Source organism: Archangium sp. (assembly GCF_036389735.1).
GTDB lineage: Bacteria > Myxococcota > Myxococcia > Myxococcales > Myxococcaceae > Archangium.
The window spans coordinates 1-1,659 of the sequence record NZ_DASVWK010000874.1 but is presented as its reverse complement, the minus strand read 5'-3'; the positions used below and the strand labels follow the sequence as shown (position 1 = coordinate 1,659).

General features: G+C 65.3%; 2 protein-coding genes and 1 pseudogene. All 3 read right to left on the bottom strand.

The window, feature by feature from the left end; genetic code table 11:
• Positions 1-426, bottom strand: a pseudogene (locus VF794_RS31465) (hypothetical protein); the annotation flags it as partial.
• Positions 427-484: 58 nt separating this feature from the next.
• Complete coding sequence (locus VF794_RS31460) at positions 485-1,018, bottom strand: imm11 family protein (RefSeq protein WP_331116811.1); 534 nt, start codon at positions 1,016-1,018, stop codon at positions 485-487.
• Positions 1,019-1,064: 46 nt separating this feature from the next.
• Positions 1,065-1,659, bottom strand: a 595-nt coding sequence (locus VF794_RS31455) for an AHH domain-containing protein (RefSeq protein WP_331116810.1), incomplete at its 5' end; no start/stop codon positions are given.

Below are 1,659 nucleotides of genomic sequence, written 5' to 3'. Positions count from 1 at the left end.
TTTGAGAGCCAGGTAGAGGCGGCTCGTCTCCAGCGACCGGGGCAGGGGCAGTGGGGATTCGCCGAAGCGGGACAGGTACTCCTGCCTCAGGCGCAGCTCCCACTCCGCCGGCATTTCCGCTCCCGTGCCCGTCGAGGCCAGGATGAGTCGCAGCCGGGACTGCTCGCTCGGCGGCAGGGAGGCGTACAGGTTCGCCAGCATCGCCCGGGCCTCCTCGAGGCGCAGCACCTCCAGGGCCGGGTTGGGTGCCACCGGCTCGAAGGACAGGCGCAGTACGCCCTCGGGCAACTCGCGCGTCCTCACCGTCTTCGGAGGTGGCCGATGGTGCTCGCCTGGAAGTACACCCTCCGGGCTGGTGGCGCACGAGGCGGGAACGAGGAACCACAGCGCCAGGGCCATGCGCAGCAGCAGGGAGGCGGTCTTCATTCCCCAGCAGCATGCACGACACCCGGTCCGCTCCGCATCCGGGCAAACGTCCCGCCCGTCAGACCTCGGTGAAGCGCGTGCCGGTGAGGCCCTCTCGCTCCAGGGCCTCCTTGAGGTCCTCGGAGATGATGAGGGCAATGGACCAGCCCCAGGGACGGAAGACGCGGGCGCCTTCGACTTTCGCCGGGTCGATGCGCAGGCCCGCGACGGAGCGGTACTCACCGAGCTTCTCGGGCTGGCCATGCTCGGGTCTCCAGTACCGCACCTCCTCGCAGCGCGCGTCGTCGATGCAGCGGAAGATGCGCAGAGCGTTGAGGATGAACCAGGGTCCCGCATGGTTCTCCACCTCGACAGGGAGGAATTGCACCTCTTGGATACCCAGGCGCTCGAAGACTTGGACAAAGCGGCTGCTGACCACGGGAATGGAGAAGGAACTCAGGGTGAAGTCCAACGTCATTCCATCGGGCTTCACGGGGAACCGGATGATTCCTTGGGGCTCGATCCATCCCCCATCGTCGAATTGCCAGGGATTGATTTCCTGCCTCCGTTCATCGACAGGGCTGCGCAGATGCCAGCGATTCGCAATCCGCATGTCATCCTCCAGTTCGTAGTATCTGGGCATGTTTCTCACTCCAGAATCAGTCCTGGGCTTTCGTCACGAGGCGGTGGAGTCGTGAGCCGGGGCTGCAGACCTCTTCCGCGAGTTCTTTGAGCGCTTCCAAAAGCTTGCTTCTACATTGTGAAGCAGGTGAGCAGGCGCTGATTGCCGTGCTGAGTGCCTTGTATACCGCTTGATGATATGCCTCCGGATGTGGACCCTTGTGGCCCTTGAGGTAGATGCGGTTCTCCGCAGCGTCCAGGTTCATCCCAGCCTTCGCGAAGATGTCCTCGAATCTGGGTGTCCATGGGCCGCCGGATACCGTGGAGGTGTCATTCTTGTTGGTGGCGAGGTGGTGCCAATGGTGGCCATCCTTCGTCTCGGAGCCATCGGCGCAGGCGCTGCCCACGGCGGAGGCCGCCGTGCCCGCCGCCACCCCCGTCACGAGGACGGTGCCATCGGCCACCATCCGCACCGCCGTCGCCCCCTCCAGTGACAACCCCTCGGCCATGGCGTAGCGAGGAGCGTTGAGCAGCGCTCCCAGCCCTCCCTCGGGCACCTGGGGCAGGGCCTTGGACATCCCCATGCTGGTCACCAGCATCAGCACCCGCAGCGCCGTGCCCCCCATCGCCTTG